Annotated in this window: 27 protein-coding genes and 3 pseudogenes; 20 read left to right on the top strand and 10 right to left on the bottom strand. The window is 38.1% G+C overall.

What is annotated here, in order from left to right:
- Positions 1-66: 66 nt before the first annotated feature.
- From JN080_RS14065 to JN080_RS14055, 3 genes are all read left to right on the top strand, one after another.
- Positions 67-660: a YitT family protein gene (locus JN080_RS14065; protein WP_256236649.1), complete on the top strand. Its 594-nt coding sequence runs from the start codon at positions 67-69 to the stop codon at positions 658-660.
- A 102-nt stretch (positions 661-762) separates the two neighbouring features.
- Positions 763-1,443 (top strand): response regulator transcription factor, encoded by a 681-nt coding sequence (locus JN080_RS14060; RefSeq protein ID WP_256236648.1) that lies wholly within the window; start codon positions 763-765, stop codon positions 1,441-1,443.
- Positions 1,433-2,716, top strand: a complete 1,284-nt coding sequence (locus tag JN080_RS14055) for a sensor histidine kinase (protein WP_256236647.1) — start codon at positions 1,433-1,435, stop codon at positions 2,714-2,716. Before JN080_RS14060 ends, JN080_RS14055 begins: the two co-directional genes overlap by 11 nt.
- A 30-nt stretch (positions 2,717-2,746) precedes the next feature.
- Here the strand turns inward: JN080_RS14055 and JN080_RS14050 are convergent, their stop codons facing one another.
- From JN080_RS14050 to JN080_RS14040, 3 genes are read right to left on the bottom strand one after another with little or no spacing between them, the layout of a single operon-like run.
- The gene (locus JN080_RS14050; RefSeq protein WP_256236646.1) at positions 2,747-3,673 is read right to left on the bottom strand and encodes an FAD:protein FMN transferase; all 927 of its coding nucleotides are present in this window, start codon (positions 3,671-3,673) and stop codon (positions 2,747-2,749) included.
- Positions 3,648-3,911: a hypothetical protein gene (locus tag JN080_RS14045; protein WP_256236645.1), complete on the bottom strand. Its 264-nt coding sequence runs from the start codon at positions 3,909-3,911 to the stop codon at positions 3,648-3,650. The genes JN080_RS14050 and JN080_RS14045 overlap by 26 nt, the downstream gene beginning before the upstream one ends.
- Positions 3,912-3,928: 17 nt before the next feature.
- Complete coding sequence (locus JN080_RS14040) at positions 3,929-4,555, bottom strand: copper amine oxidase N-terminal domain-containing protein (protein WP_256236644.1); 627 nt, start codon at positions 4,553-4,555, stop codon at positions 3,929-3,931.
- 126 nt (positions 4,556-4,681) lie between these two features.
- Here JN080_RS14040 and mug point away from each other — a divergent pair, with 126 nt between their 5' ends.
- Complete coding sequence (mug, locus tag JN080_RS14035; protein ID WP_256236643.1) at positions 4,682-5,191, top strand: G/U mismatch-specific DNA glycosylase; 510 nt, start codon at positions 4,682-4,684, stop codon at positions 5,189-5,191.
- Positions 5,192-5,233: 42 nt separating this feature from the next.
- Here mug and shc read toward each other — a convergent pair whose 3' ends face one another.
- On the bottom strand, positions 5,234-7,102 hold the full coding sequence (gene shc, locus JN080_RS14030; RefSeq protein ID WP_256236642.1) for a squalene--hopene cyclase: 1,869 nt from the start codon (positions 7,100-7,102) through the stop codon (positions 5,234-5,236).
- A 90-nt stretch (positions 7,103-7,192) separates the two neighbouring features.
- Between shc and JN080_RS14025 the strand changes: the two genes are divergently transcribed.
- The 5 genes from JN080_RS14025 to JN080_RS14005 all read left to right on the top strand — a co-directional run bounded on the left by JN080_RS14025 (position 7,193) and on the right by JN080_RS14005 (position 11,148).
- Positions 7,193-8,323, top strand: a complete 1,131-nt coding sequence (locus JN080_RS14025) for a DUF2515 domain-containing protein (protein ID WP_256236733.1) — start codon at positions 7,193-7,195, stop codon at positions 8,321-8,323.
- Positions 8,292-8,696 carry a CBO0543 family protein gene (locus JN080_RS14020; protein WP_256236641.1) on the top strand — a complete coding sequence of 135 codons (405 nt, stop codon included), beginning with the start codon at positions 8,292-8,294 and terminating at the stop codon, positions 8,694-8,696. Before JN080_RS14025 ends, JN080_RS14020 begins: the two co-directional genes overlap by 32 nt.
- 208 nt (positions 8,697-8,904) lie before the next feature.
- Positions 8,905-9,345: a peptidylprolyl isomerase gene (locus JN080_RS14015; protein ID WP_256236640.1), complete on the top strand. Its 441-nt coding sequence runs from the start codon at positions 8,905-8,907 to the stop codon at positions 9,343-9,345.
- A 158-nt stretch (positions 9,346-9,503) separates the two neighbouring features.
- The gene (locus JN080_RS14010; RefSeq protein ID WP_256236639.1) at positions 9,504-10,259 is read left to right on the top strand and encodes an exodeoxyribonuclease III; all 756 of its coding nucleotides are present in this window, start codon (positions 9,504-9,506) and stop codon (positions 10,257-10,259) included.
- Between the two features lie 118 nt (positions 10,260-10,377).
- Positions 10,378-11,148 (top strand): class I SAM-dependent methyltransferase, encoded by a 771-nt coding sequence (locus JN080_RS14005; RefSeq protein WP_256236638.1) that lies wholly within the window; start codon positions 10,378-10,380, stop codon positions 11,146-11,148.
- 75 nt (positions 11,149-11,223) lie between these two features.
- On the opposite strand, the gene JN080_RS14000 is transcribed toward JN080_RS14005, so the two are convergent.
- Positions 11,224-11,361: a hypothetical protein gene (locus tag JN080_RS14000; RefSeq protein WP_256236637.1), complete on the bottom strand. Its 138-nt coding sequence runs from the start codon at positions 11,359-11,361 to the stop codon at positions 11,224-11,226.
- 68 nt (positions 11,362-11,429) lie between these two features.
- Positions 11,430-12,251 (bottom strand): YitT family protein, encoded by an 822-nt coding sequence (locus JN080_RS13995; protein WP_256236636.1) that lies wholly within the window; start codon positions 12,249-12,251, stop codon positions 11,430-11,432.
- Positions 12,252-12,488: 237 nt separating this feature from the next.
- Here JN080_RS13995 and ccpN point away from each other — a divergent pair, with 237 nt between their 5' ends.
- From ccpN to JN080_RS13970, 5 genes are all read left to right on the top strand, one after another.
- Entirely contained in the window at positions 12,489-13,136 is a 648-nt protein-coding gene (gene ccpN, locus JN080_RS13990) for a transcriptional regulator CcpN (protein WP_256236635.1), read from the top strand.
- 16 nt (positions 13,137-13,152) lie between these two features.
- A complete protein-coding gene (locus tag JN080_RS13985; protein WP_256236634.1) occupies positions 13,153-13,968 on the top strand; it encodes a pyruvate, water dikinase regulatory protein in 816 nt (271 codons plus the stop codon).
- 1 nt (position 13,969) lies between these two features.
- A complete protein-coding gene (ppdK, locus tag JN080_RS13980; protein ID WP_256236633.1) occupies positions 13,970-16,636 on the top strand; it encodes a pyruvate, phosphate dikinase in 2,667 nt (888 codons plus the stop codon).
- A 144-nt stretch (positions 16,637-16,780) separates the two neighbouring features.
- A complete protein-coding gene (locus JN080_RS13975; RefSeq protein ID WP_256236632.1) occupies positions 16,781-16,972 on the top strand; it encodes a YbxH family protein in 192 nt (63 codons plus the stop codon).
- 105 nt (positions 16,973-17,077) lie between these two features.
- Positions 17,078-19,645, top strand: coding sequence for a helicase-related protein (locus JN080_RS13970; protein WP_256236631.1), 2,568 nt, complete (start codon positions 17,078-17,080; stop codon positions 19,643-19,645).
- A gap of 189 nt (positions 19,646-19,834) precedes the next feature.
- Here JN080_RS13970 and JN080_RS13965 read toward each other — a convergent pair whose 3' ends face one another.
- The 3 genes from JN080_RS13965 to JN080_RS13955 all read right to left on the bottom strand — a co-directional run bounded on the left by JN080_RS13965 (position 19,835) and on the right by JN080_RS13955 (position 23,077).
- Positions 19,835-20,503: a DUF2642 domain-containing protein gene (locus tag JN080_RS13965; protein ID WP_256236630.1), complete on the bottom strand. Its 669-nt coding sequence runs from the start codon at positions 20,501-20,503 to the stop codon at positions 19,835-19,837.
- Positions 20,504-20,583: 80 nt separating this feature from the next.
- The gene (locus JN080_RS29450) at positions 20,584-21,879 is read right to left on the bottom strand and encodes a spore coat protein (RefSeq protein WP_305473955.1); all 1,296 of its coding nucleotides are present in this window, start codon (positions 21,877-21,879) and stop codon (positions 20,584-20,586) included.
- A 118-nt stretch (positions 21,880-21,997) separates the two neighbouring features.
- Positions 21,998-23,077, bottom strand: a complete 1,080-nt coding sequence (locus JN080_RS13955) for a CotH kinase family protein (RefSeq protein ID WP_256236629.1) — start codon at positions 23,075-23,077, stop codon at positions 21,998-22,000.
- Positions 23,078-23,262: 185 nt separating this feature from the next.
- On the opposite strand from JN080_RS13955, the pseudogene JN080_RS29850 reads away from it, so the two are divergent.
- The 6 genes and pseudogenes from JN080_RS29850 to JN080_RS29845 form a co-directional block, all read left to right on the top strand.
- Positions 23,263-23,313: pseudogene (locus tag JN080_RS29850) on the top strand (hypothetical protein); the annotation flags it as partial.
- Positions 23,314-23,317: 4 nt separating this feature from the next.
- Positions 23,318-23,653, top strand: a complete 336-nt coding sequence (locus tag JN080_RS13950) for a hypothetical protein (protein ID WP_256236628.1) — start codon at positions 23,318-23,320, stop codon at positions 23,651-23,653.
- 72 nt (positions 23,654-23,725) lie between these two features.
- Positions 23,726-24,040 (top strand): hypothetical protein, encoded by a 315-nt coding sequence (locus tag JN080_RS13945; RefSeq protein ID WP_256236627.1) that lies wholly within the window; start codon positions 23,726-23,728, stop codon positions 24,038-24,040.
- Positions 24,041-24,190: 150 nt separating this feature from the next.
- Complete coding sequence (locus tag JN080_RS13940; RefSeq protein ID WP_256236626.1) at positions 24,191-24,721, top strand: nitroreductase family protein; 531 nt, start codon at positions 24,191-24,193, stop codon at positions 24,719-24,721.
- A gap of 129 nt (positions 24,722-24,850) precedes the next feature.
- Positions 24,851-25,057, top strand: coding sequence for a hypothetical protein (locus JN080_RS13935; protein ID WP_256236625.1), 207 nt, complete (start codon positions 24,851-24,853; stop codon positions 25,055-25,057).
- Positions 25,058-25,068: 11 nt separating this feature from the next.
- Positions 25,069-25,334: pseudogene (locus JN080_RS29845) on the top strand (D-alanyl-D-alanine carboxypeptidase); the annotation flags it as partial.
- Between the two features lie 898 nt (positions 25,335-26,232).
- On the opposite strand, the pseudogene JN080_RS13930 reads toward JN080_RS29845, so the two are convergent.
- Positions 26,233-26,498 (bottom strand): annotated as a pseudogene (locus JN080_RS13930) (transposase); the annotation flags it as partial.

Here is a 26,498-nt window from a genome sequence, read left to right as displayed (position 1 = left end):
TTAGAAAGATTGGCATGAAGCTGATTTTATTTCATATATGTAATAATAAGTCAAGTGTGGACAGGGATGAAACCTATGCGGAAAAGGCTGCTAATAATATTCTTCGGAAGTACGTTAATTGGAATTGGGATCAATGGGTTTATCCTTCCTTTTCATTTGATTAATGGAGGAATTTTTGGGATCAGCCTGTTATTAAACTATTTATATGGGTTAAAATTAAGCCTACTGCTCGTATTATTAAATATTCCAATTTATCTGCTTGCATTAAAATCGGATCCGCACTATTTTATCAATGGTGTAATCGGAGCTGTCATATCTGGTTTTTTAATCGAATTAATGAACCCGCTGAACGGGGCAATCCATCTTCCCATTTTTGCAAGTGTTATTTGCGGAGGAGTCCTAATTGGAGTTGGGGTTGGATTGATGCTAAGAAACCATATTAGTCCTGGTGGAATGGACCTATTGGCCTTGTTAATTTCAAAGTGGAGCAAATTAAATGTAGGAATCATTATTTATTTGATTGACACCGTAATTATAGTAACAGGTTTGGTCATCCTTAAAGATGCAAATTTGCTTTATTCGCTTATAATTGTGGGGATTGTAGGCTTATTCGCAAGTATATTAACTAGTTTTCGTACAGCCCATATTTATTTTCATTAATAATGTGGATATAAACCCATGGTTTCACGTTTTTTTCACTCTTTTTTCAGAAAAAATTGATATGATAAAATAAACAGAATTCTTCTGAATGGAGTGACAAAAGTGAATATTTTACTAGCTGAAGATGATGAACGGCTAGGCAAATTGGCGGCACATCTGCTCCAAAAAGAATTTCATCAGGTAGATTGGGTGAAGAATGGAAGTGATGCAATCAGTTATTCCTCTCTTTGCGATTATGATGTCATTATTCTCGATTGGATGATGCCGGGGGCTGATGGACTGACTGTTTGCAAAAAACTTCGATCCAGAGGAGTAAAAAGCGGGATTTTATTTGTTACAGCTAAGGACGCCAAAGATGATATCATCCTTGGCTTAGATTCAGGTGCTGATGATTATATTGTAAAACCGTTTGAATTTGATGAAATGCTGGCGCGGATCAGGGCAATTAGCCGTCGCAAAGAAAAAAGCCTTGAAGAGTCGATCACCATTCATGACTTCACACTCAGCTTAAACTCACACGAACTCACCCATAAAGGGGTGGTCATTGACCTGACGAAAAAAGAGTATCAATTTCTCGAAATTTTATTTCGAAACTGTAACCAAGTTGTTACGAGAGAAGTTCTATTTGAAAGAATTTGGGGATTCGATACTGATATTTCCGACAATGCACTCGATGCATTGGTGAAATTGGTCAGAAAAAAAATAGATTTTGCTGGGATCCCGTCATTTATCCAAAATGTGCGGGGAATCGGATATAAAGTGAGAAATTCTGATGTTTCATAAATTAAAAACGAAACTAACCTTTCTCTATACGTTTTCATTGCTATTTTTACTACTTTGTTTTATCGGTGTACTTTATTTTCTCATTTCACAGCAAATTATTCTAAATGAACAAGACGATTTACAATCATATTTCACGAAAGAAAAAATGGACATTATTGAAGATTTATATGAAAAGGAACATCGTGGATTGTCATACGATCCAAATCGGGAAATATTCTACTATGTTTTTGACACAAAAAATCAATTTGTTTACGGGGAAGAAACTATTAAGCACCTCTCTGGCTGGATCGAGAAGAAAAATCTTTCTGTTAAGCACGATTCATATACTAATCAGGTGACATGGAAACAATCCCATTTCATCATCATGAAAAAGTTGCTTACTACAAATGGGTATGTACATGGCTATGTTATCGTTGGAAAAAATATTTCAAGTGAAAGACACCTTATTGAAAACATAACGTGGATCCTGTTATTTCTTACCATCTTTTTTAGTCTTCTGTTTGGTTTTATGGGGTATTATTTTGCAGGTCAAGCTATCAAACCGATAAAGAATGCTTTTTACAAGCAGGAGAAATTTGTATCGGATGCTTCCCATGAGCTCCGTACACCACTAAGTATTTTCTATAGCTCTATAGATCTATTAAGACGTGAAGAAAAAGATAATCTAAGTCCATTTGGTCAGGAAGTACTTGAGGATGTAAAAGCAGAAGCAGAGCTAATGAATAAATTGATTAATGATCTTTTATTCTTGGCCAGAAGTGATAAAAATGTGCTTGCACTAGAGAAGAAAGATGTGAATCTTTCAGAGTTATCGCAAGCCGTATTTAAAAGATTTATAAGCAAAGCAACGGAAAAGGTTGTTTTTGTGGAGGAGATCCAGGACGATATTCACTTTACATGTGACATGACAAGGATCCAGCAATTGCTTTATATCTTATTGGATAATGCTTTCCGCTATACAAAGGAAGGCCAGGTGGAACTTGCACTCAGAACGAATGCTGGAAAAATCATTTTATCTGTTTCAGACACTGGGTGTGGTATTCCCTTAAATGATATTCCATATATTTTTGACCGCTTTTACAGAGGTGACTTATCAAGAGAAAAAGGTGGATCAGGGTTAGGGCTTTCGATTGCAAAAGCAATTGTTGTAGCACATGGTGGAGAAATCTATGCAAGCAGTGACTTGGAAAAAGGTACAGTGTTTACGATTGTTTTTGAAAAACGACTTGACGAAAAAAAGGATAAATTCAAGGGGATTGAAACACAAAATTAAACGGCAGCAGCAGCTGCCGTTATTTTCTGTTCAAACCTCATTCCTTTTAAACGATGTTATTTTTCCGTCTTGATCGACAAGGAGTAGTTTATAGGTATTGGTTATTTTTTTCCATTCAAAAGGATTGACCATAAAACATAATTTGGCTGCAACTTCTGCATCAAGGCAATTTTCGCTGAAAACTGTTGCTTGGATGATTGGACTTTCCACAGGCAAGCCCGTTCTGCCGTTTAAAATATGATGTTTCTGCTCATTCCCCTGCAGCCAACTTCGATAGATTGTGTTAGATGTGGCAACGCTGCCGTTTTTCAACCGAAATTGAGCGATTTCTTGCTCTTTCTTAAATGGATGGGCAACACCGATTTTCCACTTCTCTTCACCATCCGACCATACGGTGATATCTCCGCCCCCATCAACGATTCCAGCCCTTGCCTGACCAATTTCCTTTAACCACCTTGCAGCAGATTGAACTGCATATCCTTTGCCAATTCCACCTAAATCTATTTTTCCAGCAGCAGTTCGCTTAACTGAACCAGTGTTTTGTAGAAATTCAAAAGGAGCATTGATGTCGTTAAAAATGCAAGGTAAGCTATGTTCCTGCTGAATTGTGGCGGTGAATGGAAAGGTTTGCTCATATCCATGGAATTGCATTTGAGGTAATAAATAGGGGGAAAACAATCCATTTGTATTTTGACGATAAGCCTCCGCTTTTTGAAGTACATCAAAAAGCGGGGAAGTCACTATCATTTGTTCTCCCGCTTTCAGCTCATTAAGTCGGTATAACTCGTTATCCGTTCGAAACCGGGACCATTCCTTTTCAACATAAAGGATCCAGGCTGAAATGACGTTCTTCCATTCTTTTCTTTGACAATCTTTTACTCGTATATAAAAAGAGGTATTCATGGCATTCAAATGTAATGTGTCTTCAAGACTATGATCTTCTTGTTTGGCGATCACTGCTTGTAGCCCCCTCTGTAACGGGATTAGATACTGATGCACCATTAATTGAATAATTAGACCAATCCAACTGGACAAGTTCCTTTTCCTGTTTGCTCATTCCTGAGATTTGACTTTTTTCTTGTGCAGTCACCCCTAGATCTTGCCCATTCGTGCTGCTGACTTGGGTAATAACAAATGCCGATAGAGCAGCACCCGTTAGCCCTATTATCCATTTTGATTTATTTGATTTTACCATTACGAATCGAACTCCTTTTAAAAAGATTCACAAGTCATCGTTTTATTTTCAGCATTCCAAGTAATTCGAAACCCTAGAGCATTTGCAGCAACAGAAATAGGTAAGTATATGGTTTTTTCATACGAGGCCGCTTTAACTGGCATTGGGTTTTTAATCTTATTCTCAAATGCCGCATTGGAATCAGCTCTTACGACCAACTCATATTTATCTTTCGTGATCACCATGATCTTGCTTTGCGGGGAATACGTTGTTCGTGCCCCTAGTAAATTGGCCATCGCCATTCCTGAAACTAGTAGCTGCCCTTCCTGTGGAATAACATAAAGCTTGGCGACATTCCCATTGACACTAATTGAAAGCTCAGATGGGGTAGTAGTCGGTAAAGTGTTATTCGGGTTATTTACAGGCTTTCTCGACCAAATATTCCAATAATCCTCTTGAAAGACAGGATTCGTCCCTCGATCATTGAAATATTTATCATCCTCATTTTCATACTCGTTTTCATCCGATTTCTCATAGTTTTCACTACTGTTGTTATGTTCGCCTTTTTCGTGATCATCATTACCGGCTAGTACACTCGAGCCAATAGAAAATGCTAAAATGAAAGTAAAAAGCAGAACCATTAACTTTTTTATTTTCTGATCCATTACGTAAAACCTCCTTGGTTCTTATGTAATGAAGTCTAAACAGCTTATCTGAAAAAAAACTGAAAAGTATTCAAAAACTACGTTTAGTAAAATAAAAAGTTTTTAGTACTGTAAAGGGGGGGAATTATGAATCCAATACCTGATTATCTTCAGAAAAATTTAGCTGTTTTGTTTGTCGGATTTAATCCAAGTATTCGTTCCAGTGAAACTGGACATCATTTTGCTAATCCCAATAACCGTTTTTGGAAAATCCTATATGAATCAGGTCTCACACCAAGGAAATTACAACCAGAAGAAGACTACAAGCTTTTGGAGATTGGTTACGGAATGACCAACATTGCCGCAAGGCCTACCAAAGCCGCTGATGAGCTTACCAAGGAAGAGTATCATTTAGGTAGAGAACTGTTAAAGAAGAAAATCAAAAAGTTTGCACCCAAAATTGTTTGTTTTGTTGGTAAAGGGGTCTATCAAGAATATAGCAGGAAAAAGGAAATTCCATGGGGGTTGCAAGGAGAATCTGTCATCCCCGGGACACTTGACTTCGTGGCACCTTCCTCAAGTGGGCTTGTAAGAATAAAGCTTGATGAGATCATTGAAATCTACAAGCAATTAGCTGTACTTAAGGAAAAACACTAAAAATATCGACGGAGCTGTACTCCGTCGATGATCTTCAGCTGTTCACGAAAACTTATTATGATAATGAGCCAATGCAAGCAGGGGAAAAATATATCGATAGCTATGATAATGGATATAGAAACCGCCAGCCATTCCTTGCCCCTTTGGATATTCAGTGGTCCAATCATGTTTGTCAATTGAATCTAGCAGATAGGTGATTCCTCCCTGAATTCCAGATGTTGGCTTCTCTGAAACAGAGATCAATGAATCTAGCGCCCAGGCAGTATGTGTGAGGGTACTAGCATTCAATGGAACATATTTTTTTGCACTATCACTTCGGCACGATTCCCCCCAGCCGCCATCATTATTTTGAAGGACCTTTAGCCAATTTATTGCCTTGAGGAGGGATGGATGATTGGGCGGAAGTCCAACAGAAATAAGACCTGTCAATGCTGCCCAAGTCCCATATAGATAACAAATTCCCCACCGACCATACCAAGAGCCATCTTTTCTTTGATTTTTTAACAGCCATTTGATTGCATGTTTAACCACAGGGTGGTTATGTGATAAATTCGTATAGTTTCCTAGAAACTCAAGGGTACGTCCTGTTAAATCAGCAGTAGAGGGATCACCCAGCAAAAATTCTGCCTTTTCAATTGGCAGCAGTTCGAGCCATTTATTTTCGATATTTTTCTCAAAAGCCGCCCAACCGCCATCACTATTCTGCATTGAGAATAACCAAGTTAGAGCGCGATCCCATGTCTTTCGTAACTGGTTATTGGTTTGAATGCTCCGAGCAAAGGCCCTTAATGAGGCGGTAGTATCATCTACATCTGGATTGATAGTATTAACCTCAGAAAATCCCCAGCCGCCCGGTAAGCTTTGCGGATTATGAATCACCCAATCTCCGAATTTATGATGCTGGTGCTTTACTAAATAATAGTTTGCTTTTTCGATTATTGGATCACTAGGTGATATCGACGCAAGCTGAAGCACATAGCTGATTAACGAAGTGTTCCAAACAGCCGCAGTTGTATATTGCATATGAGGAAGACCGTTAATTTCAGTTTTCATTGCCAGCAAGCCCTCAACAGCTTTTTTAATGAGTGGATCATTTTTGGAGATTCCCAGTGACAGAAAGGCAAAAATCATTAAAAATGTGGAACTGAAATAGCTGTAAAGCGTTCCATCAGGTTCAATGTGATCAAGCAAATAGTTTTTGGCACGCTCGATTGCCAATGAATGAAGCTTTTCCGGTAAACCAATTAAGTTGGTAATCCCTTCTTCGATTTTTGAGAATAAAGAGCGCCAATCTGAGTGAAGCTCCCAGGCATTTGTAGACCTGTGCAAAAATAAATCAGAAAGATCGGGACTAGATTCTGTTGACAAAGTATATTTTTTATTAGCTAAAATCATAATTGGGACCAAATTTGCTCGGCCATAAACAGAAAACTGATATAAATTGATCGGAAACGAGAGGGGGAGCAAAATTATTTCGATGGGCAGAGGTGAGAAATCCGGCCAATCGTACTGTCCTGTTAGGGCAAGCATAATTTTGGTAAACATACTGGCATTTTCCAGCCCACCTTTATCAATAATAAACTCCTTTGCCGCTGCCATCCTCTGGTCTTCTTTCTTGTAATAACCTGAGTATAATAATGCGTAATAGGCTTCAACAGTTGCCGATAAGTTTCCATCCCCTTCATCATAAAAAAGCTTCCAGGCTCCATTTTTCTCCTGTTTGTTTATGATTCTCAAGGCTAGGCCTTTAATTAATTGTTCATCATTTATTGCCAAGGTCCGTAATAAAATGATCATATAAGCATCGGTTGAAATTCCTGTTTCAAAAGGGTAATTCCATGAACCAGCGGGAGATTGGTCTTTTCTAAGGATTTCGATTATCCGTTTTATACCTTTTTCAGTATTGATCATTTAGCACACCATTCCTCTCCCAAGTAAGATTTACATCTCCTATACATATTCACTTGTTGGTTGGAGAATTCATGGAGGGGGAGATGCACGATATTTTTTAGACAAAAGCAAGAAAAAAACCCAATTGTGGTCATAAAGGAAGATTTAAAGAGAAGAAAAATAACCAAGAAAGGGAATAGTAATCTTTCAAAAGAAGAAAAGACACTATTACAGCAAATACGAAACCAAACAAAGGAATGGAACAAAAATAATGTAACAAGAACCAAGGCATATTTGGATTTTTATCGACTTCACCCAGAAGTGCATTGGGCATTCTTAGGTCATATGGTTTCCCGAAATGGTGGCTGGAATATGACGGATTTAAAGGGGGAACTTCTTTCCAGATTATTATCGAATAGGGAAAAACGATCGTTTTTTTTCTTTTTAGAACGAGGAAATTGGCTTATTTTCCATGATGCCTATCCACAATTTTTGCTCTACCATGAGAGTTTAAAAAGAAACAAACCTTTTTTTCACCTTTTTCCTTTTTTAAATATATCTGTATTTATGGAAAGCATTTGGAGCTACTTTTGGGAAAATCGTCATGTTTCCATTCTGACGATTGCGCTGATTATCAATGAACAAAGCTATTTAGAAAAAAGAGTAATTCAAAACCATCTTTATAAAAATGAAGTGTTTAATAAGCTGGAATTTAAACTTCAAGATGTATTGTCCTTTAATCATATCCTTTTTCCATATGTGAGGAATAGTGTCCTCCATTTAGCGGGGCAGACGCTACACCAATTTGATTCCATCCACGAGCGGATTTTATTAGGGAAAAGATTATATGCTGTCCTTTTTAACAATAAGGAATTGTTAAAAAGTGCTGAAAAGTGGGCAAATAGTACCCCTCATACTGGCTCAAGAAAGGATTACTGGCCACATATATTTAACAATGTTCACGAAGGACTGCCAGGAAAGTCCTATCAACTTCACTTAAAATCATGCAGTTTGAGGCCTGGAGCACGAAGAATCTATAGCCCAAGACTAGAGATTGCGTGGAAAAACGTAAAACATGTTGAAGCAGAAGAAGGGGATTGGTTTGTAGACTTTCTAGTACTGAATTATTTTTCAGAATTAGCCGAAACCGTTGATGGGGAGATAGAGAATGAATACTGTAAAACACTTGAGCGACTCGAGCTTGCAGCCCTTGCCAAAAAAGCGATATCGATATTGGATTAAAAGATTTCTGCCAGCTTTATTATTTTCTTCCTTGCTCGGAACGTATTTGGATCTCATTATGGTGGGGAAACAGCTATATGCTTTTCCCATTAGACCATTACCTGCTATTTTTTCAATTAATCTTCTGTTTACATTAGTGGGATTGCCGTTTGTAACATTTATTTTTCTATTTTTAATGGGAAGGTGGGGGAAGTGGGGGCGGGCAGTGGGTATTGTTTGTTTTAGTTTAGGGATGGCTGTCCTGGAAAGGAAGGCTGAGGATTTTGGTCTGTTTGTTCATTCCCATTCCTGGAGTCATCTAAATACTTTCATAGGCTACGGCCTATTCTTATTGGTCGTTCATCGCTTTCACGAATGGATAAAACTGATGTAAACAGATGAAAGCCAAGACGTATGTCTTGGCTTTCATGGTGTCCAGAGGATGGACTCCAACCCTCTCCGTCCGTACTGGTTAAGTGTCCCGCAACAAGCGTTAGTGTAGGAAGAGGTATTATTAGTATATTCAAAAAAGTGTCAGACTTTCCATTTCTCCGCAAAAAGTGTATGATAGAAATGATTTTGAACAAAAGGAGCTGGTACTAATGGCAAAAAAAGGATACATACAGATGGAAAATGGTGATAAAATTGAGTTTGATTTATTTCCAAATGAAGCACCCGGAACAGTTGCAAACTTTGAAAAGCTGGCAAATGAAGGGTTTTACAATGGATTAACATTCCATCGCGTCATCCCAGGTTTTGTAAGCCAAGGCGGATGCCCTAACGGAACCGGAACAGGCGGCCCTGGATACACCATTAAATGTGAAACAGAAGGAAATCCACATAAACATGTTCCAGGTTCATTATCAATGGCACATGCTGGAAGAGACACAGGCGGGAGCCAATTTTTTATTGTTCATGAATCACAGCCGCATCTAAACGGAGTCCATACCGTTTTTGGTCAAGTGACATCAGGCCTTGATGCAGCTAAAGCAATGAAAAATGGCGATGTTATGGAAAAAGTAGAAGTATTTGACGCTGAATAAACCTTACTAAGAAGGGAGCAGAAATAATCTGCTCTCTTTTTTGATGGGCAGTACCAACTATTCAATTCATTCGAATTACTTCTCATGATGCGTATAAATTGATACAATGTCTCCATTCGGTTTAAATTATTTTTATCATCAAGGAGATATAGCAAATTATGAAACTAGTTTCTTGGAATGTAAACGGCCTTAGGGCATGTGTAAAAAAAGGATTTTTAGATTTTTTTCATGAAGTTAATGCAGATATCTTTTGTGTTCAGGAAACCAAATTACAAGCTGGTCAAATCCAGTTGGAATTGGATGGCTATCAGCAATATTGGAACTATGCTGAAAAGAAGGGGTATTCTGGAACAGCCATTTTTTCAAGATACGAGCCGCTTTCAGTAAAATATGGGTTTGACACGGATGATTCTGAACCTGAAGGACGAATCATTACCTTGGAGTTTGAGAAATTCTCTCTTGTAAATGTGTATACTCCTAATTCGCAACGGGACTTGGCGAGATTAGGGTTTCGCTTGGATTGGGAGGATCGGATCCGTGAGTACCTTCAAGAATTAGATCTGAAAAAGCCGATTGTCCTTTGTGGTGATTTAAATGTTGCCCATCAGGAAATTGACCTGAAAAATCCTAAATCCAATTTAAACAATTCCGGCTTTACTCCTGAGGAACGCGGGAAAATGACGACATTGCTTGAATCCGGCTTTACTGATAGCTTCAGGCACCTTAATCCTGATAAAGAAGGATCTTATACATGGTGGTCCTATATGAATAAGGTTCGGGAACGGAATATTGGCTGGCGGATTGATTATTTTATTACATCTGCAAAAGTGAAAAACCAAATCCGGGATGCCCGCATCTACTCTGAAGTAATGGGAAGCGACCATTGCCCGATCTTATTAGAGATTGACTTTTAGACCTACATCTAAACCCCGTAATTCCATAAATATTTCTTATCGGAATCGATCAAAAACCTGTTATTTTAATGTTCAGATCAGTGGGTTATAGTTAAAATAAAAATGGAGGGGGAGAGTCTTGGATCAGAAAAAGGTCGTTCAGCAGCAATTTGGTAAAAGTGCTGCATCCTATGTAACAAGTCCAATTCACAAGGACGGAAAAGACCTGCAAAAACTCGTAAAGCTGGCATCTATAAACGGTCAGGAAGAAGTTCTTGATATTGCTACAGGTGGTGGGCATACCGCAAATGGTTTTGCTCCTTTTGTAAAAAAAGTGATTGCGTTAGATTTAACCTCAGAAATGTTAGTTGCTGCTGAAAAATTCATTAAAGGGAATGGGCATCAAAACGTTGAGTTTATTCAAGGTGATGCTGAAAAGCTTCCTTTTTTGAGCGCAAGTATTGATATCGTCACATGCAGAATTGCACCACACCATTTTCAAAACGTAAAGAAATTTGTCGAGGAAGCTTTTCGGGTGCTGAGATCTAGTGGACAGTTTTTGCTGATTGATAATGTAGCGCCTGAAGATAATGAATTAGATTATTTTTATAATCAAATTGAAAAAAAGCGAGATTACAGCCACTTCCGTGCTTGGAAAAAAACCGAATGGATGTCATTGCTTGAGTTAGAAGGGTTTGAAATTAACGAATTGCACCGCTTTGAAAAGACTTTTCAATTTGATTCATGGTGCAATCGGATGAAGCTGCCACCTTCAGAAAAAGCAGACCTTATTCAATATATAATCAATTCATCACAAAAAGTAAAAGAAAAATTTCGGATTGTCCATACCAATCAAACTGTTACCTCATTCCAAGGTGAATCAGTCATCATTAAAGCTTCAAAAAGATAAAAAAACTCCTACTGTAAAAGTGTTAACCCTTTTGCAGTAGGAGTTTCTTTAATTTGGATGCTTTCGCTTTTCTATCTATAGCTCATTTAGGGCAGTGCCAAATGTATCGAATTCGGGTTGTTGTTCCTCGTTTATTTGACCTTCATTCTCTATTCCTTGTTTACCGATTGGCTCTTCCTTGTCTTTTTCCCATCCATGAAAGTCTCTAAACATGAACCATCAACTCCTTAATTGTTTGTAACTATATTATTTCCTCTAAATGGAAAAGAATTCTTCCTTTTTTAATCTTTACGAAATCTCCCTACCACTTCGATTGCTCTTGTAATATGAACAAATGCGGAAGGATCTTGCTGGCGGATTGTTTCTTTCGTTTCGGATAACTCATATTTTGTAATAACTGTTGTTAAAACTTTCTTTGGATTGTGTGAATAGACACCTTCGGCGTCCGTCATTGTTACCCCGCGGGAATGCAAACGGATTAACGCATCATTTAATTCCTGCCATTTGTCGGTCACTATCGTCACCACAAGTTTTGTATGACTGGTATGGACCACATCTACAGCTCTCCCAGCTGTAAAAATGGCAAAGAGAGTGAAAAGAGTTCGATCAGTTCCAAAAACAAAAGCTGATGTGAGCACTACAAACATATTCATATATGTATTTAAATATCCTACAGATAAGTCCTTCTTTTTGGAAAGAATGACGCTAATAATATCAGTTCCTCCACCAGAACCGCCAAATCTAATATTTGCCCCAATACATAATCCATTTAAGACTCCTCCAAAAATACATGATGAAAGAATATCATGACTGAACGGATGGACAGGAATAAAGCGCATCGAAACGGAGAGTAATGTTACGGAATAAATGGTTAGAATCATAAACCTTTTCCCTAAATAAAAATACCCTAAAACAAATAAAGGCAGATTTATGATTAGAATAATCCACCCTGTATTTATATGAGTGTAATGGTTGATAACGATTGCAAATCCACTTACACCGCCAGTTAGTACTTTATGTGGAATAAGAAATGAATTCATGGAATAGGCCATTAGGATTGTTGAAACTGTAATTGCTACTACTTGAAACGTCGTTCTTTTCACCCTATGCACCTCTTTGATTGACCTTATTAACTTAATGTAGTTTTTAAATCCAATTGAGTTGTTTTCCAGCGATGATTCATGACATTCTGGCAGTATTATTTATTTTTCGACAAAAAACTTCTTTCATACTTACGTTAATTTTCGTTTTTGTCAAAAAAAAGTATAAATAATTATTCCATTTTAGACTAAATAGTGTATACTATATATTAATTAGTATAGCATATTTGAATTGTTGCTTTGAAAGGGGGCGATCCTATTAAATTAACAAAACGACAGGAGGAAATTGTTGAAATAGTTAAACAAAGCGGGCCGATTACTGGTAAACAAATTGCAGAAAAACTTTCACTAACCAGGGCTGCATTGCGACCGGACTTGGCTATTTTAACGATGGCAGGGAATCTTGAGGCCCGACCACGAGTGGGTTATTACGTTAATGAAAATTACGATGTGGATCTTCAGGCTAAAAAGTTTACTAATCAAAAAGTTGCAGATTACAAAGCTCATCCTATTGTGATTCAAAAATCATCATCTGTTTATGATGCCATTGTTCAGCTTTTTTTGGAGGATGTTGGTACCCTATATGCGGTGGATGAAAACGGTCATTTAGCAGGGGTAATATCTCGTAAGGATTTGCTTAGATCCGCACTAGGTAATCGAAACCTTAATGATTTACCGGTTAGTGTAATTATGACGAGAATGCCCAATATTGTTATAATCAAGCCGGAAAATACCTTATTTGAAGCAGCAAAAAAGATGATTGAAAATCATATCGACTCGCTGCCTGTAGTGAAGGAAATGGATGATCTTTCACATACATATACGGTAATCGGCCGCATTACAAAAACGACGATAACACGAGCATACCTTGAAATCACCGAACAATAGGGGAGTGAAAGCGACTTTGAATCCGAAGGAAGTTGTTTATGTTGTTTCTGATTCAGTAGGGGAAACGGCAGAATTTGTTGTTAAAGCAGTAGCAACGCAATTTAATGGCGGGCATATGGACATTCGCCGCAATTCTTATGTCGAGGAAATCGAAGACATTGAGGATATTATTATTTTGGCAATGACAAGCAATTCCGTTATTGCTTACACACTTGTAATTCCAGAATTAAAAATGTATCTTGATCGACGCGCAAAAGAAGAAGGAATCCCAGCTGTTGATTTACTTCACCCATTGATGGATGCTTTTTCAAAGAAGTTTAATCAAAGTCCTAGTCAAAAACCTGGTTTAATGAGAAAGCTTGATGAAGAATATTTCCGGAAGATTGAAGCAATTGAATTTGCTGTTAAATATGATGATGGCCGGGATCCACGCGGGATCCTTCGGGCAGACATTGTGTTAATTGGGGTATCACGTACATCCAAAACCCCGTTATCGATGTATTTAGCCCATAAGCGTTTTAAGGTTGCAAATGTCCCATTGGTTCCGGAAGTTCCAGCGGCAGATGAACTGTTTGAGGTTCCACGGCGTAACTGTGTTGGTTTGATCATATCACCAGATAAATTAAACGAAATCCGCAAAGAGCGTCTAAGAGCACTTGGATTAGCGTCTCAGGCACAATATGCCAGCTTTGAACGCATTCTGGAAGAATTAGATTATGCAGAAAAAATAATGAAACGTGTAGGATGTCCGATAATTGATGTTTCGAATAAAGCAATTGAAGAAACAGCAAACTTAATTTTAGATATGTTAAAAAAGAGAGAGGAGCTTTAATATGGATAAATTCGTATACCTTTTTAATGAAGGAAATGCTGAAATGAGAGAGCTGTTAGGAGGTAAGGGAGCAGGTATTGCTGAAATGACGCGTATCGGACTTCCGGTTCCATTTGGATTTACGATCTCTACACAGGCTTGTAATAATTATTACGATGAAGGAAAGAAGATTTCCAGCAAGATCGAGACTCAGATACTTGACGCACTGGAAACATTGGAAGAAAAAATGGGCAAAAAATTGGGAGACCCGGCAAATCCATTGCTCGTTTCTGTTCGTTCAGGGGCAGCTTTTTCGATGCCAGGTATGATGGATACGATTTTGAACCTGGGCATGAATGACGAAACGGTTGAGGGTGTAGCTAAATTAACAAATAACCCGCGCTTTGCTTATGATTCGTACCGACGCTTTATCCAAATGTTCAGTGATGTTGTTTTAAATGTCGATACGTATTACTTTGAACAATTATTAGAAGAAACACGTGAACAAAAAGGTTATTCAACAGATCCTGAGCTGACTGCAGGGGATTGGCAAGAAGTGATTGCCGGGTATAAAAAGATTGTCCGTAAACATACGAAAAGTGATTTCCCACAAAACCCTAAGGAACAGTTATTTCTTTCTATCAATGCTGTATTTGATTCTTGGAATAACCAAAGGGCAATTGTTTACCGCCGCTTAAATAAAATTCCAGATCATTTAGGTACAGCTGTAAACATTCAAAGCATGGTATTTGGAAATATGGGAAATGATTCTGGAACAGGAGTTGCATTCACAAGAAACCCTTCTACTGGAGAACGGATCCTTTATGGAGAGTACCTTATTAATGCTCAAGGAGAAGACGTTGTTGCAGGGATCCGTACACCACAGCCAATTGCAACTCTAAAGGATGAAATGCCAGAAGTGTTTAAACAATTTTTAGAAACTAGTAACCGCCTTGAACAGCATTATAAGGATATGCAGGATATTGAATTTACCGTTGAGCGCGGAAAACTATTTATTTTGCAAACTCGTACAGGGAAACGGACTGCTCAAGCTGCTATTAAAGTTGCCGTTGATATGGTTGAAGAAGGGATTATTGATCGGAAAACAGCTCTTCTCCGCGTTGACCCAGACCAATTAAATCAATTGCTTCACCGGCGGATCGATGATACTTATGAGCGCAAGCTTTTGGCAAAAGGACTGCCGGCATCACCTGGTGCTGCAACAGGCCAAGTAGTATTCGATGCAGATGAGGCTGAACAATTAAGCAAAAATGGAAAAAAAGTCATCCTTGTCCGTCCTGAAACTACTCCTGATGACATTCACGGAATTGTTGCTGCTCAGGCAGTTGTTACCAGCCGTGGCGGCATGACAAGCCACGCTGCTGTTGTTGCCAGAGGAATGGGGAAAGCATGTATTTGCGGTTGCGAAGGACTTAAAATCGATTTGAAGGCGAAGCAGGTTGCGGTTGGCACTACAATCATCAATTATGGTGATATCCTTACGATTGACGGTTCAACTGGAGAAATTATGCTCGGTGAAATCCCAATGATCGAACCAAAGCTTTCAGATGAATTCATGCTTTTGCTGTCTTGGGCAGATGAGGAACGGAAAATTGGCGTCCGGGCAAATGCTGACACTCCCGAGGATGCAAAGAAAGCATTTGAATTTGGTGCAAATGGAATCGGTTTATGCCGTACAGAGCATATGTTTATGGATGTGAAACGACTTCCAATAGTTCAAAAAATGATTATTGCTGAAAACATTGAGGACCGTATGGAAGCACTAGCTGAGTTGTTACCAATGCAGCAAGGCGACTTTGAAGGCATATTTGAAGCAATGCAAGGTAACCCTGTTACGATTCGTTTACTTGATCCGCCACTTCATGAATTTTTACCAGATAAAGAAGAACTTTTAGTAGATGTGACCAAGCTGCAGATTACTGACCCAGGCTCAAAGGAATTAAAGGAAAAAGAGCATTTGCTTAAAAAGGTTCGACAATTGGATGAATTTAACCCAATGCTTGGACTTCGCGGCTGCCGTCTTGGAATGATGCATCCAGAAATATACGAGATGCAGGCCAAAGCAATTTTCTATGCAGCTTCGGCATTAGCCACAAAGGGCTTTGAAGTAAATCCCGAAATCATGATTCCACTCGTTGGCCATGTTAATGAATTAAGACAAATGCGTCAATTGGTGATAGACGCTGCTCTACTGGTGAAAGAGGAAACAGGAAAAGAGATTCATTATACGATTGGGACGATGATTGAAATTCCACGGGCAGCTTTAACAGCAGATAAGATCGCTGAAGAAGCCGATTTCTTCTCATTTGGAACCAATGATTTAACACAAACAACTTTTGGGTTTAGCCGTGATGATGCAGAAGGTAAGTTTTTGCAGTCATATACGGAACAAAAAATTCTCCCTGAGAACCCATTCGCTGTACTCGACCAAGATGGAGTTGGAAAGTTGGTTGAAATGGGAGTTAAGCTAGGACGAATGACAAACCCTAAATTAAAAACTGGAATTTGTGGTGAACATGGTGGAGAGAAAAGCTCGATCGAGTTCTGCTATAAAACTGGTCTTAACTATGTAAGCTGCTCACCTTACCGGGTCCCACTTGCCCGCTTAGCTGCAGCACAAGCGACCATTCGGAATGAAAAAAATAACCCTGTCTATACTACTGCTTAATAAAGCTTGTGCTACAAACAAGCTTTGCAACAATACCTAACTTTATACAAACGACGAGGATGGTACTTAGCTACCATCCTTTTTGTTTGTATTTACAATCCTTTTCAGTAAATACTAAAAGAAAAAATACAATGGGGGATTAAAATGGGAGCAATTGAACGAAGCGGGTATCAGTTTGTACCTGAATTTAGCGTCATTCAGCAAAATGGCGCAGTCCACGTTTATCATCACAATCAATTTATTGAAGAAATTCATTTTCAATTTGACGGAAAATACCCTGAAATTGACCAAATCGAGGAATTGGTTAACCACTATTGCTTGAAACATAATATTTAATAAGAACATTTATTCGTAAACAAACTTAATGTTATAATGAAACAAAATAATCGGTTAGATTTCCAAACGGTGTACTCTAACATCCAGCCGGAGGAGGAAATGTATATGAATAAACTTAGTACGACATATCCTCAAGCTGTCGAACATACAAAACGAAAAGTCTTTGAAGATATCTACAGTTATCTAGAAAATAAAGAAAGTATGCCGTCCTTTGACCAATATCTTCAAGACCGAAGCAACTATCTTGAACAAATTTGGCAGAATGTTTGGCTGAATAAGGTGACAAATGATATTCCAAGAAATGAAAAAAAACAGTTTCTAAGTGAAAAGGGCTATGAGGTTGTAGGTGTTGATCGGAAACTCATTAATCGGCTGTTTAGAAATGAAATGAGATCCTATCAGCCATTTGCTGTTCTCGTATGGCTGAGCGAAACACTAAGCGGAAATACACAAGATTGGGATACCCGTTATCATCATGCACGCGGAGATTTCCTGAAACGCGAAGAACAAGCACGCCTAAAAGCCAAAAAGGATAAGCTGCAATTTTTAATTAAGGATGAAGCTGAATCCATTATCATGAACAACAGTGAGCGGATTTATTTAACAGTAAGGTATTACGTGGCAAAACAGCTGGCCCATGATTTTAAAACGAAAATTAAGTATAATGCGATTGATACATTTGCACTAGAGGAAAAGTTAGTAAAGGAGGGAAGCTTTCTTCCTTCCGCGTATACAACTGTATCCACGTTTTTTGACGAACTTACTGGCGAGATTCACAAAACTTTTAACTGGGGACGCAGTTACTACGAATACGAAACGTATTACTATGTTTTTGAAAGGTTAATTGCAGATTCACTAGCTGATATTCTTGCTGAACTTATACTTGACCAGCTTTCAGTAGAGCTCATTGACCAGTACCAAGAGATCTTTGCTGAAAAAATATCACAAACGTTTGTTTGGGAGAGTATTTCCGATTTAGCTGATGAATTTGAAGAAGAAATACTGACTGAAATCGAAGCGGAATATATATCAGATCTTTTAAAGATCGCAGACCTTCCATTTGATTTGGTTCAACACCGGGAAATATATGAAAGAGATCTTCTCCAACGGGAAAAAAGAAAGGCAGAAGAACTAGCAGAACTTCAACGTAAAAAAGAAGAAGAACAACGAATGATGGAGGATATCTTTGGTCAAGAGTATAACCCTTCACTAAGACGGAAAATCCATTATATTCTTCATATTGGTGATACAAATACTGGAAAAACACATCATGCACTAGAGCGAATGAAAGAAGCGCAGAACGGTTTATATTTAGCACCGCTTCGTCTGTTGGCATTAGAGGTTTATGATAAATTAAATTTCGAAGGGACACCTTGCTCATTAAAGACAGGCGAAGAGGAAAAAATAACTCCCAATGCAGCCCACACCTCTTGTACAGTTGAAATGTTCCATGAAAAAGACTTTTATAATGTAGTCATTATAGATGAGGCCCAAATGATTACAGACAAAGACAGGGGCTTTTCCTGGTATAAGGCAATTACTAAAGCAAATGCAGATGAAGTACATATTATTGGCAGTAGAAATTCAAAATCGATGATGCTGCAGCTTTTAGGTGAGACTTCTTTTGAAATACATGAGTACACCAGGGATACACCGCTGGAAGTAGAAGCAAAGGAATTCAAAATTACCCATGTTAAAAAAGGAGATGCGCTAATTTGCTTTTCGCGTAGGCGGGTGCTTGAGACAGCTTCCAAACTGCAGCATGATGGACATTCTGTTAGTATGATCTACGGCAGTATGCCTCCGGAAACAAGGAAAAAACAAATTCAACGTTTTATAAAAGGGGAAACCAAGATCATTGTTTCCACGGATGCGATTGGAATGGGACTAAACCTTCCTATTCACAGGATTGTATTTTTAGAAAATGAGAAATTTGATGGCACTAGAAGGCGTCGTCTGACTTCACAAGAGGTAAAGCAAATCGCTGGTCGTGCTGGGCGCAAAGGGATCTATAATGTTGGCAAGGTTGCTTTTACAAAAGAAATAAAAGTCATGAAAAGGTTGCTTCTTCAAGAAGATGAGCCTGTCCATACCTTTGCAATCGCACCAACTAATTCGGTATTTGAAAGGTTTCAACGGTACTTTCATGATTTAGATACTTTTTTTGAGCTTTGGGAAAGATTCAATAGCCCGAAAGGAACGAAAAAGGCCACTTTATCGGAGGAACGATCGCTTTATGAGCGGGTTCGCGGTACAGAAATTGAAGCACGTCTTTCTTTAATGGATTTATATGGCTTTTTGCACCTTCCTTTTTCAACAAAAGAACCGGAACTCGTTTCCCAATGGGAACATACCATGTACGCGATTATTAAAGGGGGAGAACTTCCAGATCCTTTAATAAAAAAGCGAAATTTAGAAGATTTGGAACTCAGCTATAAAGCAATTGGGCTTCATCTTTTATTTTTATATCGATTAGGTCAACGAACCGAAGCGGTGTATTGGGAACGGTTACGTGAGGAAATCAGCGACCAGGTGCATGAGCGGCTAAAATCCGATATTAAAAAATTCACTAAAAAGTGTAAAAATTGCGGTAAAAACCTTCCATGGGAAAGTGAGTTTCAAATTTGTGATGCTTGCCATTCAGCAAGATTTCGGAATAGATATTATACTTAATAGGACAAGTGGTTGAGTAAATGAAAACGCCTCAGTTCTATACCAGGTGGTTATTTAATAATATCCTTAAAAGCAAAAAACACCTCTACGTGGAGGTGTTTTTGATGCGAGGTTTATTATGAAACATGTCCTAATTGTTGGCAGGAAAGGTAACCTTTGAATAAAATAATAAAAGGTTATTTCCCAATATTATGGAGTATGAATTAACTTTAAATGAGAAATCTTCCAATATACTGTTTCTCCACTTGCAATAATTAACTCGGCAATATTATCCTGAACTTGCTTTAGCAGACCAATTTTTAACGGATGATCTCCAATATCAAAGACAACAAGATTTCCTTCCATTTTTTTCAGCTGATCCTCTAAAGAACGTTGAAGAGTGATGCTCACTGGCTTAACTGGTAATTCGTTTGTTCCAAGTGTATAGGGGGTGATATTGGTTTGATAAGGGGTCAACCATTTTAAGTGATTTAATGAAATGAACATTGTTTTATAAACCGGAGAATAAAAAGAAAAATAATCATTCAATACATTCGTCACATAGCCGTGGATAGATTTATTCCCTGTAACAAAAATTTCGACAAATAGTCCTTTGGCATTCATTAAGGTCTTCCGATAGGAAATGGTTGCTTGGTCTTCATTAATGGGGGAGACAGTGTGATCGCCATCAAATTCTAATTCAATCAAGGAGTTTACCCTTAGGTTATGAACATGCAACAGAGGAATGTAAAAATAATCCTTCCCATTAAATAATACTAAAATATCTTGACCTAAATCAACAAGGATACCATGAAAGATTGTTTTTCCAGAAACTTCAAGCTCTATTTTTTGCCCCATTAGATTTTGTATGTTTTTCAATTCCCTATCTCCTTCACATATAGGGTGCACACGTCTTCAGGGTGCACCCTTTTCATTTGTCTTTTAGAAAGGGCATTTTATTATTTAGGATTCCAAATAAAATCCTTTGTTTTAACAACTATCTCATGGCGTTGATTTCTTCGATTTCTAGGGCTCCTCGACCGTCTGCTGCTGCTTGACCGTCTACTGAGGCGAGAGCGTTTGCTGCTGCTTGGACGTCTACCGGAGCGAGAGCGTCTGCTGCTGCTTGGACGTCTACTGGAGCGAGAGCGTCTGCTGCTGCTTGGACGTCTACTGGAGCGAGAGCGCCTGCTGCTGCTTGAACGCCGACTGGAGCGAGAGCGCCTGCTGCTGCTTGAACGCCGACTGGAGCGAGAGCGTCTGCTGCTGCTTGAACGCCGACTGGAGCGAGAACGTCTGTTGCCGCTGGAGCGTCTGCTGCTGCTTGATGTTAAATTATTATCACCTTTTTGGTTATTAGAGCAGCCACACCCCTTTGAATTTTCTTGTGAATTTTCCTGACTATTTTCGTCTGAATCGTTATTATTTTTCAATGCTCCCTTTGGACCACAACTAATACTTTTTATATGGTAAGGATTAATTCGTAATACCTCGTCACTATTAATTAGAGTATAATGCCCGCCAGCACTTTGAACGAGAATACCTTCTAAAGCTTCAGGACCTCCTCGGTTAATCGATACCCATTTATGGCTCATCTCAGCAAAAATGTCATGAAAATCTTCGGTAACTATATATTCGGGAATACTTACTTCCTCTTCTGTGCTATCTTCGTTTTCATCATCGTTATCATCTTCATTATATTCACTTATACTCTTCATATGTTGAATATTATAATAGACTACACCATCATCTTCCGTTAGCAACGCGACATAATTATCTGAAACATCTAATAACATTCCAGTTTTGGACTCTGGACCACCTTGATTAATCTGGACATATGTCCCTGTAAGTTTCCCTACTAGTTCATTAAAATCTTCACCTATTTGAAAAGGAATTTCTTCATCCTCTTCTTGGTTTTGATAACGTGGCATTGAATTAGATTTTGTATTTTCACTTATGCTTTGGAGGTGTTGAGTCCTGTAATAAACGACTGTATATTGATTATTATCCTGGTTTTGATCTTCGTTTTGATCTTCGTTTTGATTTTTGTTTTTGTTCTGGTTTTTATTTTGATTTTGGTCTCCATTGTTATTGTTATTGTTTTGAGCATATACAGTGATGTAGTCGGATTGTACATCTAAAAGTTTTCCCTTTTTTGACTCTGGCCCTCCTCGATAAACCTGCACCTCTTCTCCAATTAATGATTGAAGAAAGGAATGGTACGAATCTAAATTTGGACTCTCCATTGTTGACATTAAATTGTTCCTCCTTGTCGTTTATCCATAGGGGATAGTTATACTCCATATATACGTAACCTAGTCTCCTAGTGCATGAAGAAAAAGCCTATTCTTCAAAATATATTCTCCAGCCTATTTAGATAAAGCTAGATAGCTTTTCAAGGAGGAAACGGTTCCGATCTTTAATAAATTGAAATATAAATTCCGGCTCGGAATCAAATCTATCTATTTTATGTTGAATATAAGGATCTTGAAGTACACATGGCCGTAATAAATTGTGGAGTAATTCGATCTTTGGTGCCATAAAGTCGGTGGTAAATTGGTTTTCTAAAATAGAAGCTAGAATCGTAGAATACATTTTTCGGAAATTAGGAATATCTAATAGCCTAGCTGTTAAGGTATTAAAGCCCTCCATCCTTACATAGTCATATTCCATCATTTCCCCGTGGATATCTCGACCCCAGGTCGCATCATAGTCCCAAGGAATCACCTCAAAGAGGTTTGTTTCCTCATTTCGGTATAATGCGTAATTATGGACGAATCCATCGTAATTTTGTGTACAAACCACACCAGCCAACCATCTTAAATACTTTTCTACATTTAAATGATTGGAAATGATCCGTTCATATTCGTTGCGAGGGGTTGTATTTAATTCAAAAATAAAATTAGCTAAATGGAATGAGTCATTTACATTTCCACATTTTCGCTCATATCCTGAATCAAGTTGCTTCTTTGTACTTTTATCAATAGGACTCATTAAAGAAAAATTTGCATCATCATCAATAGCATAAAAAATAGCACCCTTTGGTAAACTCCGTTTTTTCAGAAAGTTATCATCTACCGATTCTAGCTGTAAATAAATACCTTCGTATTTTCCATTTATCGAAATTTGAACATGGTGTGAAGCTGGGGAAAGAGTACCAATATCTGTAAAGAAGTCTAAGGAGATTTTGTTTCTAATTAAGGAAGGATCTTTATATTCAGCATTTAGATGAATTTCATTTGCATTTCCAAAGGTTTTTGGTTTATAAAATGTTACATGATAGGATTTTTTCTTGAATTTCCGTATATGTGAACCACGATAAGCAATATCAATTTCATATCTTTTCTTCCCTGTCTTAAAGGAAGCTGGTACTGGTTCATCTATCCATATATCTGATTTTAATTCTTTCAAATCCATTGGATGGATATAAATATCATATTTAGGAACTTGCATCTTTTTGCCCCCTTTTCATCCTCAGTAAATCCTATGTATAAAAATATTTTCTGGTTCCACTAGACATACGTATATTTTTTTGAAAGGGTACGTTTGTCTATACAAAATGGTCCTCTGACACGTATTTTGTATAAAGGTTATTGACTGAGTCAAAGCCTTTCGAAAAATATAAGGAGGTTCACTTAATGGTTACCTATCAGGTAGAAGATATCCAAAGTGCAGTTGAAGCGTTGACTGAAAATGGATTGGACACTTTCCTCTTCCAAGAACCTGTTCGCAATCAAAGATCGAGTCGACGCTCAAGCAGCAGCAGACGTTCCCGCAGTAGAAGAAGCTCAAGCAGCAGCAGACGTTCCCGCAGTAGAAGAAGCTCAAGTAGCAGCAGACGTTCCCGCAGTAGAAGAAGCTCAAGTAGTTCACGTTCTCGTCGGTCTCGCAGCAGCAGAAGTTCACGACGTTCCCACCGTAGCAGATCAAGCAGATCCCGTCGTTCTCACAGTAGTAGATCTAGAAGGTCTCGTCGATCAAGAAGTAGTCGTTCAAGTTCAAGTTCGAGCCGGCGATCACGTTTATTGATTATCTTTAGATCACAAAGAAGTCGTAGAAGCCACAGTTCAAGCCATCATTCAAGTCAAAGCTCAAGAAGTCGTGCAAGCCGTAGTTCCCGTCAAAGTACAAGTCATAGCTCAAGTCAAAGTTCAAGACGTCGTAGGAGTCGGTCGAGCCGTTCGAGACAACGTTCGAGCCGAAGCCAATTTAGGAGTTCACGTCGAAGCAGCAGTTCCAGAAGATCCAGGAGTTCACGTCAAAGCAGCAGTTCCAGAAGATCCAGGAGTTCACGTCGAAGCAGCAGTTCCAGAAGGTCTAGGACTTCCGGTCGTCGTCGCCGGTCTAGCAGTGATTTTCGATTTAGAACACAAGAAAGATTTTGGAATGATGGCAATATGCAAGAATTACGATTAAGAAGAAGCTAAAAAAATATTCCCTTTAGCAAAAGTCAATTGCTAAGGGGTTTCTTATGTTTACTAAGGGTAGGAATAATAAAAAAACATTCATACATAACCAATTAATTTGATATGATATAGTGGAATAAAAGCCCAAGGAGGTAAGAAAATGGATGTATTTAAAGCAATTCAATTAAGACGGGAAATAACAAACTTTAGTAATGAAGAAATTCCGCCCGAAATACTTGAAAAAATTACTGAGTCGGCATACTTGGCCCCAGCAGGAAACAGTTCACCTTCAAGAGAATTTATTTTAGTTACAAAAAAGGATCAATTAAACCATTTAGCAAAATCAACTCCATTTGTTCCTTGGCTCGCGGAATCAGCAGCCGCTATTGTGATAACAGGCAGAGCAGAGATCAGCAAATATTGGCTGCAGGATGCTTCAATTGCCAGTGCATTTATTTGGCTGTCTGCAGTGGAATCAGGTGTAGGAGTGGCATTTGGCGCGATTTATCACTCAGAGGATCACGTTGAATCACAAAAACGCGAGGATTATGTCCGCAAAGCTTTATCCATACCTGATGATCGTCGGATTGTAGCCATTTTAGGTTTGGGCTATCCTGCACAGGAACCTGCACCTAAAAGGCTGCCTCCTAAGGAAAAGGTTGTTTTCTATGAACAATTTAAAAATGAATGAAATCCACCATTTATATGGTGGATTTTTTCATTTTTGGGAAATTATATAAAAGTAACCATTTGATAACTTTGAATTAAATTAATCAAGCTTTATTGAAATACAATCAAAGCAAGGAAGGCAGTGGAGCAGGTGTTAGAAAAACGTACTATCTTCGCTATAATAATCAGCTTTTTCATTTTCTTTCACCAAGCCTACATTCCTAATAGTGTAAATGCAACCGAAAATCACCTAATTTTGCACCAACAATTGAATCAGTTGCTTAAAAATGAGAATGATTTAAATGGAGCAATTGCCGGGATTAGCATTCGGTCGGGCTTAAGTGGTCAACTGATCTAGACTACTTTGGGGATATTCGCCTGCGGCCAGTATCTAATCTTAAGCTGTTAACGGCTGTCTGCGCTCTTTCTGTCTTGGACAAAACCATTCATTTTCTACAGAAATTCTAACCAATGGTCAATTAAAAAAGGGAGTGATAAACGGAAACCTTTATTTAAAGGGGAAAGTTGGTCCAACCCTATTAAAATCTGACTTTAACAAAATGGCAGAAAGACTTCAAAAATTCGGTGTAAAAAAAATTAACGGGGACGTAGTTGGTGATCATCCTGTATCTTAATCTTTACCCTATGTACATAAATTATTTTTTTACTGTATGCTTGATATTAACGATGATAATTACAATTTTTAAATTGTACATAAAAAATGACATGTACTTAATTCCAAATGTGAAAAAAATGTACATAATTAGAGGTATATCGGATTAATTTTAAAAATCGAATCGACATTATATAACTTGGGGTTTAACAGTGGAAATTATTTTGATACATATCTTTTAGATAGTCAAATGAGAATTCTTAGAGCTGATTATGTTACATACAAGGTATATCCAGTTGAAAATAATATGATATACAAGTTGTTTTTTAGAATACAGTCAATCGAAGCACAATTAAGAAGATAACTTTAGGAGAATGGGTGACTTAGGTTACTCATTTTTTATTATATAGGCATACTTGATTAACTATGCCCTATTGTGTCCCTCAGTTAGATACGATTATCTCTCGAGTACTCACTTATTCACAGATTTCAAATCAATTGAAAGAAAAATAAGGGATGATTGAATGAGTTTTGACAATTTGGCTACATAAGGCGTACTTAAATAAAGGAGGCAGTGATAGCTCCAATGATTTCCATATAATGTACGTATTCTCCACGCCACCCTTGGAGGTTTTCACTCCCATGTCTCAACGGGTCAAATGCCCTCTCATTCCTTCGTTACACCTATCCAAGTGGTAGAGGTAGGTCTTTCTAACGGAACGGGTCAGAGCCCTTTTGCACAATAAATCCGGTACTTCGTACTTTCTTTGAGATCCTACGAATAAGCCAATATTCGAAAGATATTAATCTTAAAAGCTATCAGTTACTTTGATGTGGTTATAAAAGAATTGCAGTAAGTTTACGTTAGGCTGCCAATGGTGTTATAGGGTGCACTTTGTCAGGGCGATAGGATCATTCTTTCAGGCCATTCCTACTAATATTCTTGCAAATTTATTAATTAATTTCATGATGGATTTCCTTTTTTTTATCTTTTTTCCATGAACATTGTTAGAGTGTAGCTCTTTAAAATCAGGGTTGTTCATGACAAGACTCATTGTCGCTAAGTACAAGAAACGCCGCAAACGGGACCTCCCACGTTAAGAGAGGACAATTTGACCCTTCCATTTACCCGAACTTGCCTCTGCTAGAGGTAAACCGGCATGACGTAATAAAGAATTACCATGAA

The sequence above is a fragment of the Bacillus sp. EB600 genome, from assembly GCF_024494385.1.
Lineage (GTDB): Bacteria > Bacillota > Bacilli > Bacillales > Cytobacillaceae > JAEVLT01.
The sequence above is the reverse complement of the archived record's forward strand: the minus strand, read 5'-3'. Positions and strand labels throughout refer to the sequence as shown.